The following is a 15,176-nucleotide window of genomic DNA, read 5'->3' on the forward strand; positions in this document are numbered from 1 at the left end:
CTAAAGGGGTGGGGCGAATAGCACCCACCCTTAATAGCTACATATTAAAAGGAGGGTAAGACCATGAATAAACTTACGCTAAAAGATGTTAATTTGGAAGGTAAAAAAGTTTTTGTACGTATGGATTTTAACGTTCCTATTAAAGACGGCAAGATTACTGACGAAACTAGAATTAAAGGGGCATTACCTACTATAAAGTATCTACTGGAACATAAGGCGCGGATAATTCTAGCATCTCATTTAGGCAGGCCTAAAGGGGAAGTTAAGCCAGAGCTATCCTTACAAGTTGTAGCTAACCGTATTTCTGAACTAATTGGAAAAGAAGTGCAAATGGCACCAGAAGTAGTTGGAGATAAAGTTTCTGAAATGGCCAGGTCTTTACAAAACGGTGAAATAATGATGTTGGAAAATGTGCGCTTTTTACCTGGTGAGGAGAAAAACGATGACAAATTAGCTAAAGGTTTTGCTTCATTAGCTGATATATTTGTTAATGATGCATTTGGAACTGCTCATAGAGCCCATGCTAGTACAGCTGGTATAGCTAAACATATCCAAGCTGTAGCAGGATTTTTGATTGAAAAGGAATTGAAAATGCTAGGGGAAGCTGTAAATAACCCTAAGCGACCTTTAGTAGCAATTATTGGTGGTGCTAAAGTTAGTGATAAAATTGGGGTTATAGAAAATTTAATAGAAAAAGTAGATACTTTAATAATTGGCGGGGGAATGGCTAACACTTTCTTGGCTGCAAAAGGATTTGAAATGGGAGAATCTTTAGTAGAAAAAGATAAAATTGAACTAGCTAAAACTCTAATTGAACAAGGTATTAATAAAAATGTAGAAATAATGCTGCCATCAGACCTTTTAGTTGCTGAAAAATTTGACAATGATTCCCCAACTCAGGTCGTCCCTAGCAATCAAGTGCCAAAAGGTTGGATGGCTTTAGATATAGGTACTAAGGCAGCCAAAGAGTTTGGAGAAGTTATTCAATCAGCAAAAACAGTAGTATGGAATGGACCAATGGGAGTATTTGAAATGAATAACTTTGCAAAGGGAACATTTGGGATTGCTGAATTGTTAGCACAAAGTAATGGGATTTCTATAGTAGGAGGCGGCGACTCAGCAGCTGCTGTAGAAAAAGCTGGTCTTGCTGAGAAAATGACTCATATTTCTACTGGTGGTGGAGCGTCTTTAGAATTTCTAGAAGGGAAAACATTACCAGGTGTAGAAGCTTTGTCAGATAACTAATTATGGGAGGTATATAATGGTGAAAAAAAGGACTCCAATTATAGCTGGGAACTGGAAAATGAATAAAACAGCCAATGAGAGCAAAGAGTTTTTTGAGCAATTAACAGAAAATTTATCCGTTGATGAAGTGGAAACAGTGGTATGCCCTCCATTTACCAGCTTGCAGATGGCAAAAGAAAAGTTAGCTGGTAGTTCAATTAAATTGGGTGCTCAAAATGTTCACTTTGAAGAAAGTGGGGCTTATACTGGAGAAGTATCCCCTGAGATGTTAAAGGATTTGGGTGTGGAGTATGCTATAGTAGGGCACTCAGAACGTAGGGCCATGTTTGGTGAAGATGATGGTATTATAAATAAAAAAGTGTTGGCCGTGCTGAAAAGTGGTATGAAACCAATTTTGTGTATTGGCGAATCTTTAGAAGACAGAGAAAGTAAAAAAACAGAGAGAATTTGTAGTGTTCAGATAGAAAGAGGCTTGAAAGGTTTAACTGATCAACAGCTTAAAAATATTGTAATAGCTTATGAGCCAGTATGGGCCATAGGTACAGGAAAGTCTGCAACAAAAGAAGATGCAAATGATACAATTGGATTTATCAGAAAAACAATTGAGCAGTTAACATCCAAAGAAATAGCTAACCAAATGAGAATACAATACGGAGGAAGTGTAAAACCAGAAAACATCAGTGATTATATGGCTATGCCAGAAATTGATGGTGCTCTTGTTGGCGGAGCTAGTTTAAAGGTAACTTCTTTTGTTGATATTGTTAAGTTTTAGGAGGAGTATAAAAAATGACAACAACCAAACCACTTGTTTTAGTTGTTATTGATGGCTGGGCGCTAAATCCTACTGCAGAAGGGAATGCTGTTTTAGCAGCTGAAAAACCTTATTATGATTCCCTGATAAGCAAGTTTCCCACTACTGAAATTAAAGCTAGCGGAATTGAAGTTGGGTTGCCCAAAGGGCAGATGGGAAATTCTGAGGTAGGTCACCTTAATATGGGCGCTGGTCGAGTTGTTTATCAGGATTTAACTAGGATAAATAAAGCTATAGAGGATGGTATGTTTTTCGATAATCCAAAACTAAAAGCAAGTATAGATAATTGTATTCAAAACGATTCAACGTTGCATCTTATGGGGCTTTTATCTGACGGAGGTGTTCATAGCCATACCAACCATCTTTTTGCTCTAATCGACATGGCTAAAAAAAGAGGTGTAAAATCATTAAAAATACATTCTATTTTAGATGGCAGGGATGTTCCACCTAAGTCAGCTTTAGGATATATACAAATGCTTGAAGCAAAGATTGAAGATGCTGGTTTAGGGCAGATAGCTACTATAGCAGGACGATACTATACTATGGACAGAGATAAGAGATGGGAAAGAACACAAAAAGCTTATGAAACTATGGTTGAAGGCAAAGGTGACGTAGTAGAAAATGCTTCAAAAGCTGTGGAAGTAGCTTACGAACAACAAAAAACAGATGAATTCATACCACCAGTTTCAATTTCCAAGCCCAGCAAGATTAAAGACAATGACTCTGTAATATTCTATAATTTCAGACCTGATAGAGCCAGACAAATTACAACTGCGCTAACTGATGAAAATTTTAATGAGTTCAATAGGGAAAGTGTTCCAAAAGTTCACTATACATGTCTTACTCAATATGATGAAAACTTTAATCTACCTATAGCCTTTGAACAAAAGCAAATAGTAAATACGTTGGGAGAAGTTTTAAGTAAAGCCGGCAAAAAACAATTGCGGATAACAGAGACAGAGAAATATGCTCATGTTACTTTCTTTTTCAACGGAGGGGTAGAAAAGACTAATGAAGGTGAAAAGAGGATATTAATCCCATCCCCTAAGGTGGCTACCTATGATATGCAACCTGAAATGAGCGCCAAAGAAACAACAGCAAGATTAATTGAGGAGATGGATGAAAATAAATTTGACTTTATATTAATTAACTATGCTAACCCTGATATGGTTGGTCACACTGGTGATTTCAAAGCTGCTGTAAAGGCATGCAATACTGTTGATCAATGTCTTTCAAAGCTAGTGCCTTCAGTTTTGAAAAAAGGTGGTGGTGTAATTGTTACTTCGGACCATGGAAATGCAGAACAAATGGTAGATTTTCGCACTAAAAAACCGCATACTGCCCATACCTCCAATCCAGTTCCTTTAACGTTAGCTGGATTTGGTGATAAAAAGCTTTCAAAAGGTGCGCTATGTGATATAGCGCCGACTGTTTTAGATCTACTGGGTGTAGATATACCCGATGAAATGACAGGCAAATCATTACTAAAATAATAAGGAGGAAATGAAATGACAGAAATTATTGAAGTATATGGTAGAGAAGTATTGGACTCTAGAGGTAATCCTACTGTAGAAGTAGAGGTTGTATTAGATAGCGGTGCACTAGGTAGGGCTATAGTGCCATCTGGAGCTTCTACTGGAGCATATGAAGCTGTAGAGTTAAGAGATGGCAATAAAGGTCGTTATTTAGGCAAGGGAGTGGAAAAAGCTGTAGATAACATTAACAATATTATAGCTCCAGCTCTTGAAGGAGCTGACGCACTTGAACAAACTGCTATTGATAAAAGCTTAATGGAATTAGACGGCACAGACAATAAAGGAAAACTAGGAGCAAATGCTATTTTAGGTGTTTCTATGGCAGTGGCTAAGGCAGCAGCAGAAGCTCTAGGGGTGCCACTTTATAAATACCTTGGTGGAGTAAATGCGTGTGACTTACCAGTTCCTATGATGAATATTTTAAACGGTGGATCCCATGCTGATAATAATGTTGATATTCAAGAATTTATGATTATGCCTGTAGGAGCAAAAACATTTAAGGAAGCATTAAGGATGGGGACTGAAATTTTCCATAACCTAAAAGCGGTTCTTAATGAAAAAGGTTTAGGAACAGGGGTAGGAGATGAAGGTGGATTTGCACCTAATCTTTCATCAAATGAAGAAGCACTTTCGGTTATCATGGATGCCATAGAAAGAGCGGGTTATAAACCAGTGGAGGATATTCGCCTTGCTTTAGATGTTGCAGCTACAGAGATATATAAAGATGGTAAATATCATCTAGATGGTGAAGGAGTTATAAAATCAACATCTGAATTAATCGACTTTTATGAAGATCTGGCAAATAAATATCCAATCATTTCTATTGAAGATGGTTTATCAGAAGATGATTGGGATGGTTGGGTAGAAATGCAAAAAAGGTTAGGAGATAAATTGCAGATAGTAGGAGACGACCTGTTTGTAACTAATACCGAAAGATTAGCAAAAGGCATTGAAATAAAATCTGGAAATTCAATATTGATAAAGTTAAACCAAATTGGCACAATTACAGAAACCTTAGAAGCAATAGAAATGGCTAAGAGAGCAGGATTCACTTGCGTAATATCCCATCGCTCAGGAGAAACAGAAGATTCAACAATTGCTGATTTTGCTGTAGCAACAAACGCAGGGCAAATTAAAACAGGAGCTCCATCTAGAACTGATAGGGTGGCAAAGTATAATCAACTTCTTCGTATTGAGGAAGAACTTGATTTTACAGGCAACTATTTGGGGATAAACACTTTTTATAATATTAAATAGAGTAGTATAGATTATTGGGGTGTCTCAAATAATATTTATGAGAGACCCCTTTTTTTAAAATTATTAGAATTTAATATCCCATTACCTAAAGCTGTGAATATAATATCACTCTTTCCTAACTTACCATCATAACTTATTGTATTTTGGATATAACTATGTTAAAATTGAATTTGGTATAATATTGAGAAATTACCCTAGCGATCAAGGAGGTGGGGAAGGTGGAAGTATTTTTAAAAGTTATACATGCCCTTATAGCAATCGGTGTAATTGCAGGAGTGTTGTTGCAGTCAGGTAAAAGTGCTGGCCTTTCAGGCAGTATAGCTGGAGGAGCTGAGACTTTCTTTGGGAAAAGCAAAGGATTAGATGAAACACTATCTAAGCTGACTACAGTTGCTGCGATATTATTTATTGTCAGCTCTTTGGTTTTAGCTTTTTGGTTAGGACGATAATTTAATCCCCCACCCTGACGTATGTTTGTTAGGGTGCTTCTTTATTTCAAAATACTTTACTTATTTTTAACTTAAAAAGGAGGAAAAAAAAGTGGAAAACTACATATTTTTAGTGCCGATTTTAGGAGTAGTAGCTCTAATTTATGCGTTTATTTTATCTCAACGTGTTACTAAAATGGACGTTGGGACAAGCAAAATGAAAGAGCTGTCAGATGCAATTTTTGATGGAGCTATGGCATTTCTGAACAGAGAGTATAAAACTCTTGTTATTTTTGTCGGGGTAGTAGCGGTTATTTTGGCTTTAGCCCTTAATTGGCAAACAGCTTTTTGTTTCTTAGTGGGAGCTCTATTTTCAGGTTTAGCTGGTAACATCGGTATGCGTATAGCGACTAAAGCTAATGCACGTACTGCCAATGCTGCTCAAAAAGGAATTAACCCTGCTTTAGCTATTGCCTTTAATGGTGGAGCTGTAATGGGAATGTCCGTTGTTGGTCTTGGACTTTTAGGTGTAGGTACACTATATATTATTTTTCAAGATCCAAACATCGTTAATGGCTTTGCCCTAGGAGCTAGTTCAATTGCTTTATTTGCTAGAGTCGGTGGCGGGATATATACAAAAGCCGCTGATGTGGGAGCTGATCTTGTAGGTAAAGTCGAAGCTGGAATACCTGAAGATGATCCAAGAAACCCTGCAGTTATCGCAGATAATGTAGGTGATAATGTTGGTGATGTAGCAGGTATGGGAGCTGATTTATTTGAGTCCTATGTAGGGTCAATTATAGCATCATTGGTGTTAGGTGCTTCTTTCTATGGTGTAGAAGGTATAATGTTACCGCTTCTCCTTGCTGGAGTGGGGATTATCTTTTCTATTGTTGGAACATTCACTGTAAAAGCAAAAGAAGGTGGAAGCTTAAGTGCAGCCCTAGAAAGAGGAACAATAGTAAGTGGAGTACTTACTCTTATTGCAGCTTGGTTCTTAAATAGCTGGCTAATTGGAGAAAGTGGCGTATTTTTTGCTATTGTAGCTGGTCTTGCAGCTGGGATAGCTATTGGTCGAATAACTGAATACTATACTTCTGACCATTATAAACCTGTAAAAAGTATAGCTGAAGCTTCTCAAACTGGACCTGCGACTACTATAATAAGTGGTCTTTCTGTGGGGATGAGAAGTACAGTGTTGCCTATTTTAGTAATTGCAGCGGCAATTTTGATTTCATACTCGTTTGCAGGGCTTTACGGAATTGCTATCGCTGCAGTAGGAATGCTTTCTACGGCAGGAATGACAATTGCTATTGATGCATACGGACCTATAGCTGATAATGCTGGGGGTATTGCAGAGATGGCTAATTTAGATAGTAGTGTTAGAGAAATTACTGATGAATTAGATGCAGTAGGGAACACAACTGCTGCAATTGGAAAAGGATTTGCTATTGGTTCTGCAGCTTTAACTTCACTGGCTTTATTCTCTGCCTTTACTCAGGAAGCGCAATTGGCTGGAATTGACTTGACAAGCGCTACAGTAATTGCAGGACTATTTATAGGTGCTATGCTGCCGTTTTTATTCTCCGCTATTACCATGGATGCTGTAGGAAAAGCTGCATTTCAAATGATAGAAGAGGTTAGACGCCAGTTTAAAGAAATACCTGGTATTATGGAAGAAAAAGCAAAGCCTGACTATGCTCGCTGTGTTGAAATCAGTACAGATGCAGCTATTAAAGAAATGGTTATTCCTGGCCTTTTAGCTGTTGTAGTACCTGTAGCTGTTGGGTTTATACTAGGTGCAGAAGCGTTAGGAGGTCTTTTAGCTGGTGCTTTAGCATCAGGTGTAGTCTTGGCTATCATGATGGCTAATGCTGGTGGAGCTTGGGATAACGCGAAAAAATATGTTGAAGGTGGAGCTTACGGAGGCAAGGGTACAGAAACACATTCTGCTACAGTTGTAGGTGACACTGTAGGTGACCCTTTTAAAGATACTTCAGGGCCTTCAATCAACATCCTTATCAAACTAATGACGATTGTATCATTAGTATTTGCCCCGCTATTTGGAGCAGGAATACTATAGAGAATAATATATAGAAGATAAAAAACGTCGCTCATTTTGAGCGGCGTTTTTTCATATCACCTTGTTCATCAAAGAAAATACGGAGTTGGCAATACATTTTTTGTTACCTATGTCCTGACCGAACACAACTAAGGCCTTCAAAGGTGGTCAGTTCAGGATTGCCAATAAATTTCCGGATTTGCGAGAAGCCTAGGCTGTTTCTCCACATGTTCGACAGCTTTGTCTTATGGGTCGACATGCCTATGTCTCTGATGTTTATGTAAGCCAGCCCAAAGGTAAAGCTTTACTCACAGGGAGAAAAGACGCCGCCTTCAAGCAAACCCTCCAATATATAGCCAATCCTTCAGAAGGTTTGTTAGGTGAGTGTTGTTAAATCATATACTTTAGTTTTGAATAGCGCCGATCAATCTAGAATAATACGAGTGTTTTCCTGACCGAACAAAGTGCTCTTAAAATTGTCAATTGTCCATTGTAAATTGCAAATTCGCCCTTGAATTTGATAACTTACGCTATTTGTCCAACTTCCTAGACCATATGGACTATCATATAGGTCATTGAATAGAATCTTATTATGTTTTCCTATCCAACTAAGGTCTTCAAAGGTGGTCAGTTCAGGATTGCCAATAAATTTCCGGATTTGCGAGAAGCCTAAGCTTTTTCTCCACATGTTCGACAGCTTTTCCTTGTGGGTCGACATGCCTATGTCTCTGATGTTTATGTAAGTCAGCCCAAAGGTAAAGCTTTACTCACAGGGAGAAAAGACGCCGCCTTCAAGCAAACCCTCCAATATATAGCCAATCCTTCAGAAGGTTTGTTAGATGAGTGTACTAAACTTTAGGTTAGAGTCAGCGGTGAGACAGTTAAGTCAGTAGAAAATCATCATGGCATATCTACTGTCCTTCTGACCAACCATCCAATCATCCAACCATCCAACCATCCAACCAGGATTTTAATTGTCAATTGTCCATTGTAAATTGTAAATTCGCCCTTGAATTTGATAACTTATTCTATCTATTCAACCATCCAACTGGTCTTTGAATTTCCTATCCGCTACCTGCTATCTGCTGACCACCAAAACGGACCCATTTATTCCCACGAATATTCTCTTGACCTTCGGTTAAAATGATGTTAAAGTATATAACTGTCGCCGCAAAAGAGCGACAACGAACTTATCGACAACTTCTAAAAAAAATAAAAAAAGTTGTTGACAGCAAAACGAATAAATGGTATAGTATTACTTGTCGCTGAAACACGGCGGCAAACAAATTAGGTCTTTGAAAATTGAACAGCTAATGCAAAAGCCAGAAATGCAGACTAGAATTCCTGCTCTTGGAATTCGTAGTCGAATTTACCCAAAAACTTTTACCAAAAGTTTGTTGGGCTCCGTTTTAATTAGTTTTAAAACATTTAAGTAAGATGAGCTAAATTTTAGCTTTTCATAAATGCAGACTGAATTCTTGTTTTTGAATTCATAGTCGAATTTATCCAGGAGCTGTAGAATTCTTAGTTTTAGCCGACAGGTTAAAACTTTAGAATTCTTAGCTATCGGGCAAAATCTTTTATGGAGAGTTTGATCCTGGCTCAGGACGAACGCTGGCGGCATGCCTCACACATGCAAGTCGAACGATCCGACACTCAACTTAGTTGAGTGTCTGGATAGTGGCGGACGGGTGCGTAACACGTGGGCAACCTGCCCTTTAGATCGGGATACCATCGGGAAACTGATGTTAATACCGGATACCTTCTTTTTGTCACCTGATAAAAAGAAGAAAGATTTATCGCTAAAGGATGGGCCCGCGCTTCATTAGCTAGTTGGTAGGGTAACGGCCTACCAAGGCAACGATGGATAGCTGGTCTGAGAGGACGATCAGCCACACTGGGACTGAGACACGGCCCAGACTCCTACGGGAGGCAGCAGTGGGGGATATTGCGCAATGGGGGCAACCCTGACGCAGCAATGCCGCGTGAAGGATGAAGGTTTTCGGATCGTAAACTTCTGTTATGAGGGATGAATAAAATGACAGTACCTCAAGAGGAAGCCCCGGCTAACTACGTGCCAGCAGCCGCGGTAATACGTAGGGGGCGAGCGTTGTCCGGAATTACTGGGCGTAAAGAGCATGTAGGTGGTTTGATAAGTCAGATGTTAAACTGCGGGGCTCAACCCCGTATTGCATTTGAAACTGTCAAACTTGAGGACAGGAGAGGAAAGTGGAATTCCTAGTGTAGCGGTGAAATGCGTAGATATTAGGAGGAACACCAGTGGCGAAGGCGACTTTCTGGACTGTACCTGACACTGAGATGCGAAAGCGTGGGGAGCGAACAGGATTAGATACCCTGGTAGTCCACGCCGTAAACGCTGGGCACTAGGTGTAGGGGGTTTAGATACCCTCTGTGCCGCAGTTAACGCACTAAGTGCCCCGCCTGGGGAGTACGACCGCAAGGTTGAAACTCAAAGGAATTGACGGGGGCCCGCACAAGCAGCGGAGCATGTGGTTTAATTCGACGCAACGCGAAGAACCTTACCAGGGCTTGACATCCTCTGAAGGCTTTAGAGATAGAGTCGTCCTCTTTTGAGGCAGAGAGACAGGTGGTGCATGGTTGTCGTCAGCTCGTGTCGTGAGATGTTGGGTTAAGTCCCGTAACGAGCGCAACCCTTATTCTTAGTTGCCAGCAGGTTAAGCTGGGCACTCTAAGGAGACTGCCGGTGATAAACCGGGGGAAGGTGGGGATGACGTCAAATCATCATGCCCCTTATGTCCTGGGCTACACACGTGCTACAATGGCCTGAACAACGGGAAGCGAAGGAGCGATCTGGAGCGAATCCTTTAAATCAGGTCTCAGTTCGGATTGCAGGCTGCAACTCGCCTGCATGAAGTCGGAGTTGCTAGTAATCGCGAGTCAGCATATCGCGGTGAATGCGTTCCCGGGCCTTGTACACACCGCCCGTCACACCACGAAAGTTTGCAACACCCGAAGCCGGTGAGCCAACCGGTTGGGAGGTGAGAGGTGAGAAGTTGGAAGTGAGAAAAGATAAAGTCGCAAGTTAGAAGAAGGGTTAAGTAAAAAGGTCTAAAGACTATATTTACAAGCAATAATCCCACCTCTAACATCCCACGACCCAAACTCATTTCAGAATCTCGGTTCTCACATCCCAACTGGAGGCAACCGTCGAAGGTGGGGCGAATGATTGGGGTGAAGTCGTAACAAGGTAGCCGTATCGGAAGGTGCGGCTGGATCACCTCCTTTCTAAGGAGCTTTAACTTATGGTTAGTAGCTTAGCTGTTTAATTTTGAAAGACCTAGTCTTTCAACCGATCTTTGAAATTACCCATAAGGAAAGAAACTAAGAAAGTATCAACCCGAGAAACAAAAGCGTGGTAGATACAATTTCATTATGTTTAAACGAGCAAATTAGGTCAAGTTACAAAGGGCGCACGGCGGATGCCTTGGCGCTGGGAGTCGAAGAAGGACGTAGCGAGCTGCGAAAAGCCGCGATTAGCTGCAAGCAAGCTGTAAGTCGCGGATTTCCCAATGGGGCAACCCACCACAGTTAATACTGTGGTACCACCACCTGAATAAGTAGGGTGGTAGGAGACAACCGGGGGAACTGAAACATCTAAGTACCCCGAGGAAGAGAAAGAAAACTCGATTCCCTAAGTAGTGGCGAGCGAACGGGGAAGAGCCTAAACATTTTTAGTGTAAGCCTGTATGCGTTGCTAAAAGTGGGTTGAGGGAGTTACTTTACAAGTGGATACAGCCACTTGGGATAGTTACAAAATTAAAGTTTAGGCGAATTGGCTGGGAAGCCAAACGATACAAGGTGAAAGTCCTGTAGCCGAAAAGCTTTAAACTATCTAAGTAGCCACCCGAGTATTGCGGGACACGAGAAACCCCGTAAGAATCTAGGAGGACCACCTCCAAAGGCTAAATACTACCCAGCGACCGATAGTGAACAAGTACCGTGAGGGAAAGGTGAAAAGTACCCCAGGCGGGGGATGAAATAGAACCTGAAACCGTGTGCCTACAAACAGTCAGAGCCCCATAAGCGGGTGATGGCGTACCTTTTGTATAATGGATCAGCGAGTTACATTTGCAAGCGAGGTTAAATGGTAAAGCCATGGAGCCGAAGCGAAAGCGAGTCTTAATAGGGCGTTAAGTTTGTATGTGTAGACCCGAACCCGAGTGACCTACCCATGGCCAGGGTGAAGTTTTGGTAACACAAAATGGAGGCCCGAACCCACTAATGTTGAAAAATTAGGGGATGAGCTGTGGGTAGCGGTGAAATGCCAAACGAACTCGGAGATAGCTGGTTCTCCCCGAAATAGCTTTAGGGCTAGCCTCAAGGATGAATAGTGGAGGTAGAGCACTGATTGAGCTAGGGGCCTAACCCAGGTTACCGAACTCAGTCAAACTCCGAATGCCATATATTTAGACCTTGGGAGTCAGACTATGGGTGATAAGGTCCATAGTCGAGAGGGAAACAGCCCAGACCATCTGCTAAGGTCCCCAAGTGTAAGCTAAGTGGAAAAGGATGTGGGATTGCTTAGACAACCAGGATGTTGGCTTAGAAGCAGCCACCATTTAAAGAGTGCGTAATAGCTCACTGGTCAAGTGATCCTGCGCCGAAAATGTCCGGGGCTAAAGCTTACCACCGAAGCAATGGAATTTGAGAGGTGTGAGGTGAGAGGTTAGAAATGGGAATAAAAAGTTATGAAAACCTGAAAGTTTACAAGAAAGGTTATGAATTAGCTTTAAAAGTACACCAGACAACCTTAAATTTTCCTGATTATGAGAAGTATGAACTTGGAAGTCAGCTAAGACGTGCTGCTTTATCAATACCGCTAAACATAGCGGAGGGGTATGGTAGGTCAGGTCAAGACTTCAAGAGGTTTTTAGGCTATTCATTAGGATCTGCTAATGAAGTTATGGTCTTACTTCAGTTCTCACAGGATTTAGGATATACGAAAAGCACTCAACTCATAGACGAGTATGATGTGTTAGGCAAACAATTATATCATTTAAGGAAGAACTGGAACTAATCCCACATCTTACTTCTCACATCACACTTCTCAATTGGTAGGGGAGCGTTCTAAGTGCGGCGAAGCTGTACCGAAAGGAGCAGTGGAGCGCTTAGAAGTGAGAATGCTGATATAAGTAACGAAAAGAGATGTGAGAATCATCTCCGCCGAAAACCTAAGGTTTCCTGAGGAAGGCTTGTCCGCTCAGGGTAAGCCGGGACCTAAGCCGAGGCCGAAAGGCGTAGGCGATGGACAACTGGTAGAGATTCCAGTGCCACCAAGCTTTGTCTAAGTGATGGGGTGACGCAGTAAGGTAGGTTATCGCACTGATGGATATGTGCGTTCAAGCCAGTAGGGATTAGAGGTAGGCAAATCCGCCTCTATCTATTCTGAGAGGTTAAGAGGACCCAATTAAGGGGAACTAACTAATCCTACACTGCCAAGAAAAGCCTCTAGCAAGAAGCGCGGTGCCCGTACCGTAAACCGACACAGGTAGGTGAGGAGAGAATCCTAAGGCGCTCGGGAGAACCTTCGTTAAGGAACTCGGCAAAATGACCCCGTAACTTCGGGAGAAGGGGTGCCTCGATATTGTGAAGTACATTCGTACTGAGCGAGAGGAGGCCGCAGTGAATAGGCCCAAGCGACTGTTTATCAAAAACACAGGTCTCTGCTAAATCGAAAGATGAAGTATAGGGGCTGACGCCTGCCCGGTGCTGGAAGGTTAAGGGAACGTGTTAGCGCAAGCAAAGCATTGAACCGAAGCCCCAGTAAACGGCGGCCGTAACTATAACGGTCCTAAGGTAGCGAAATTCCTTGTCGGGTAAGTTCCGACCCGCACGAAAGGCGCAACGACTTGGGCGCTGTCTCAACGAAGGACCCGGTGAAATTGTAGTACCTGTGAAGATGCAGGTTACCCGCGACAAGACGGAAAGACCCCGTGGAGCTTTACTGTAGCCTGATATTGGATTTTGGCATTTACTGTACAGCATAGGTGGGAGGCTGAGAATAGAGGACGCTAGTTTTCTAGGAGCCTAAAGTGGGATACCACCCTGTGAATGTTGGAATTCTAACTAGAAGCCGTAATCCGGTTTTAGGACAGTGTCAGGTGGGCAGTTTGACTGGGGCGGTCGCCTCCCAAAGAGTAACGGAGGCGCCCCAAGGTCTCCTCAGAATGGTTGGAAATCATTCGTAGAGTGCAAAGGCATAAGGAGGCTTGACTGCGAGACTTACAAGTCGAGCAGGGACGAAAGTCGGGCTTAGTGACCCGGCGGTACCGAGTGGAAGGGCCGTCGCTCAACGGATAAAAGCTACCCCGGGGATAACAGGCTTATCTCCCCCAAGAGTTCACATCGACGGGGAGGTTTGGCACCTCGATGTCGGCTCATCGCATCCTGGGGCTGTAGTAGGTCCCAAGGGTTGGGCTGTTCGCCCATTAAAGCGGTACGCGAGCTGGGTTCAGAACGTCGTGAGACAGTTCGGTCCCTATCTGTCGCGGGCGCAGGAAGTTTGAGAGGATCTGTCCTTAGTACGAGAGGACCGGGATGGACGAACCTCTAGTGTACCAGTTGTCACGCCAGTGGCAGTGCTGGGTAGCTAAGTTCGGCACGGATAAGCGCTGAAAGCATCTAAGCGCGAAGCCACCTTCAAGATAAGACTTCCCAACTTGTAAAAGTGTAAGACTCCAGATAGACTATCTGGTAGATAGGCCGGGGGTGTACAGGTAGTAATACCTTTAGCTGACCGGTACTAATAAGTCGAGGACTTGACCAACTTAGTTTAGATAATGACTTAGTTTTCTTTTCTTATGGTAATTTGAATCCAGTGACCATAGCGAAGAGGTCCCACCGGTTCCCATCTCGAACACCGAAGTTAAGCTCTTCAGCGCCGATGGTACTTGGGGTCTACCCCCTGGAAGAGTAGGACGTCGCTGGGTAAAAATGTTCCTCAGTAGCTCAACGGTGGAGCAACCGGCTGTTAACCGGTAGGTTGTAGGTTCAAATCCTACCTGAGGAGCCATAGTTTTATAAAAGTCTTGTGGATATTTATCCGTAAGACTTTTTTGTTATGCACAACTTTATCAACAGACTGTATATTAACAATAGTTTGACTAAAAATAAGTATAACATCTGTGGATAAAAAAACACTGTCCTATCCAACTGCCATTAACGCTAAGGAGTTGATAAAGCTGTTTACATATAAGGTTGACAACGAAATTCATTTGGAATTACTTCAAGTTTCTCATACCATAGAGCTCTTTGAAGTTATAAATAAAAATAAAATTAACCTACAAAAGTGGATGCCTTGGATAAGTTCCGTTGAAAGTGTGGATAAATTTCAAAAAATTGTTAACAGATTGCTTTCGAGATCTATTAAAGGATTAGATATCCACACTGTGATATTCTATAAGCAAGAACTAGTAGGTGCAGTTTGTTTAACTGAAATTGATTCAGTAAATAAAAAAGCTGACATTGGATATTGGTTAGATAAAAGTTATCGTAAAAGAGGAATAGTTAGTAAAACCTTGTCACATTTTATACATTACTCCTTTGAGAGTTTGAAATTAAACCGACTTACTATTAAATGTTCAACACAAAATGTCGATAGTAACAAAGTGGCACAAAGATTGGGTTTTAAATTGGAAGGATGTTTTAAAGAATGGGAAATAGTGGATGGAAAACCTCAAGATTTCAACATTTATGGAATTACAACTTCTGATTGGGAAAACAGTTATCGAATTAAGGAAGCTTAAAATAACTATTGCCAAAGCAAACAGATGTGATATAATTAATTTAGAAAATAT

9 protein-coding genes, 1 tRNA gene and 3 rRNA genes are annotated in these 15,176 nt (G+C 41.7%); all 13 read left to right on the forward strand.

Annotated elements, in window-relative coordinates:
- Positions 1-63: 63 nt before the first annotated feature.
- The 13 genes from PRVXT_RS02930 to PRVXT_RS02990 all read left to right on the forward strand — a co-directional run bounded on the left by PRVXT_RS02930 (position 64) and on the right by PRVXT_RS02990 (position 15,125).
- The gene (locus tag PRVXT_RS02930) at positions 64-1,245 is read left to right on the forward strand and encodes a phosphoglycerate kinase (protein WP_350344204.1); all 1,182 of its coding nucleotides are present in this window, start codon (positions 64-66) and stop codon (positions 1,243-1,245) included.
- A 16-nt stretch (positions 1,246-1,261) separates the two neighbouring features.
- The gene (gene tpiA, locus PRVXT_RS02935) at positions 1,262-2,017 is read left to right on the forward strand and encodes a triose-phosphate isomerase (RefSeq protein ID WP_350344205.1); all 756 of its coding nucleotides are present in this window, start codon (positions 1,262-1,264) and stop codon (positions 2,015-2,017) included.
- A gap of 14 nt (positions 2,018-2,031) precedes the next feature.
- On the forward strand, positions 2,032-3,549 hold the full coding sequence (gene gpmI / locus PRVXT_RS02940; protein ID WP_350344206.1) for a 2,3-bisphosphoglycerate-independent phosphoglycerate mutase: 1,518 nt from the start codon (positions 2,032-2,034) through the stop codon (positions 3,547-3,549).
- Positions 3,550-3,564: 15 nt separating this feature from the next.
- The gene (gene eno, locus PRVXT_RS02945) at positions 3,565-4,848 is read left to right on the forward strand and encodes a phosphopyruvate hydratase (protein ID WP_350344207.1); all 1,284 of its coding nucleotides are present in this window, start codon (positions 3,565-3,567) and stop codon (positions 4,846-4,848) included.
- 218 nt (positions 4,849-5,066) lie between these two features.
- Positions 5,067-5,297 carry a preprotein translocase subunit SecG gene (secG, locus tag PRVXT_RS02950; protein WP_350344208.1) on the forward strand — a complete coding sequence of 77 codons (231 nt, stop codon included), beginning with the start codon at positions 5,067-5,069 and terminating at the stop codon, positions 5,295-5,297.
- A 91-nt stretch (positions 5,298-5,388) separates the two neighbouring features.
- Entirely contained in the window at positions 5,389-7,359 is a 1,971-nt protein-coding gene (locus PRVXT_RS02955; RefSeq protein WP_350344209.1) for a sodium-translocating pyrophosphatase, read from the forward strand.
- A gap of 226 nt (positions 7,360-7,585) precedes the next feature.
- Positions 7,586-7,732, forward strand: coding sequence for a hypothetical protein (locus PRVXT_RS02960; protein WP_350344210.1), 147 nt, complete (start codon positions 7,586-7,588; stop codon positions 7,730-7,732).
- A gap of 312 nt (positions 7,733-8,044) precedes the next feature.
- A complete protein-coding gene (locus PRVXT_RS02965; RefSeq protein WP_350344211.1) occupies positions 8,045-8,197 on the forward strand; it encodes a hypothetical protein in 153 nt (50 codons plus the stop codon).
- A 720-nt stretch (positions 8,198-8,917) separates the two neighbouring features.
- Positions 8,918-10,605 (forward strand): 16S ribosomal RNA (locus PRVXT_RS02970).
- A gap of 167 nt (positions 10,606-10,772) precedes the next feature.
- Positions 10,773-14,146 (forward strand): 23S ribosomal RNA (locus PRVXT_RS02975).
- Positions 14,147-14,193: 47 nt separating this feature from the next.
- Positions 14,194-14,309 (forward strand): 5S ribosomal RNA (gene rrf / locus PRVXT_RS02980).
- The 16S, 23S and 5S rRNA genes sit together here with 1 tRNA gene alongside, the layout of an rRNA operon.
- An 8-nt stretch (positions 14,310-14,317) precedes the next feature.
- Positions 14,318-14,392 (forward strand) — tRNA-Asn (locus PRVXT_RS02985).
- A 112-nt stretch (positions 14,393-14,504) separates the two neighbouring features.
- Positions 14,505-15,125: a GNAT family N-acetyltransferase gene (locus tag PRVXT_RS02990; RefSeq protein ID WP_350344212.1), complete on the forward strand. Its 621-nt coding sequence runs from the start codon at positions 14,505-14,507 to the stop codon at positions 15,123-15,125.
- Positions 15,126-15,176 lie beyond the last annotated feature (51 nt).

Origin of the sequence: Proteinivorax tanatarense, assembly GCF_040267685.1 — a bacterium.
GTDB classification, from domain to species: Bacteria; Bacillota; Proteinivoracia; order Proteinivoracales; family Proteinivoracaceae; genus Proteinivorax; species Proteinivorax tanatarense.

Excerpts from the sequence above, each read along its gene's own strand:
- PRVXT_RS02930 (WP_350344204.1), top strand. The coding sequence starts at position 64 with ATGAATAAACTTACGCTAAAAGATGTTAATTTGGAAGGTAAAAAAGTT.
- tpiA (WP_350344205.1), top strand. The coding sequence starts at position 1,262 with ATGGTGAAAAAAAGGACTCCAATTATAGCTGGGAACTGGAAAATGAAT.
- gpmI (WP_350344206.1), top strand. The coding sequence starts at position 2,032 with ATGACAACAACCAAACCACTTGTTTTAGTTGTTATTGATGGCTGGGCG.
- eno (WP_350344207.1), top strand. The coding sequence starts at position 3,565 with ATGACAGAAATTATTGAAGTATATGGTAGAGAAGTATTGGACTCTAGA.
- PRVXT_RS02960 (WP_350344210.1), top strand. The coding sequence starts at position 7,586 with ATGGGTCGACATGCCTATGTCTCTGATGTTTATGTAAGCCAGCCCAAA.